Genomic DNA, 305 nt, shown 5'->3' on the forward strand with positions numbered 1-305 from the left:
GGAAAACGCGCTTTCTGAACAAATCCTCAACAACCGCGATCAAGTATCTGAGAAAAATAGAAGATTTACCGCACAAGCCCGACGCGCTGAAGCCGTTTACGGACATCCTTAGTCATGTGTTCGTCGATATGCAGGGCGCGGTGAAACCGGAGGGTATACCGTCGGTCGGCACCTACTGCGTGATGATCCCTCCCGAACTGATCTACGCGATGGGTGCGATGCCGGTCAAGCTCTGCGGCGGCAGCTACACCGCCTTTAACGTGGGAGACGATATCGCTCCGCGTGACGCCTGTCCGCTGGTCAAG

General features: G+C 56.1%; 1 protein-coding gene. It reads left to right on the plus strand.

What is annotated here, in order from left to right; genetic code table 11:
* Positions 1-116: 116 nt before the first annotated feature.
* A partial coding sequence (locus tag B0D78_RS13010) for a 2-hydroxyacyl-CoA dehydratase (RefSeq protein WP_342418076.1) occupies positions 117-305 on the plus strand: 189 nt, incomplete at its 3' end.

Origin of the sequence: Pyramidobacter sp. C12-8 (genome assembly GCF_002007215.1) — a bacterium.
In the GTDB taxonomy this organism is placed as follows: Bacteria; Synergistota; Synergistia; order Synergistales; family Dethiosulfovibrionaceae; genus Pyramidobacter.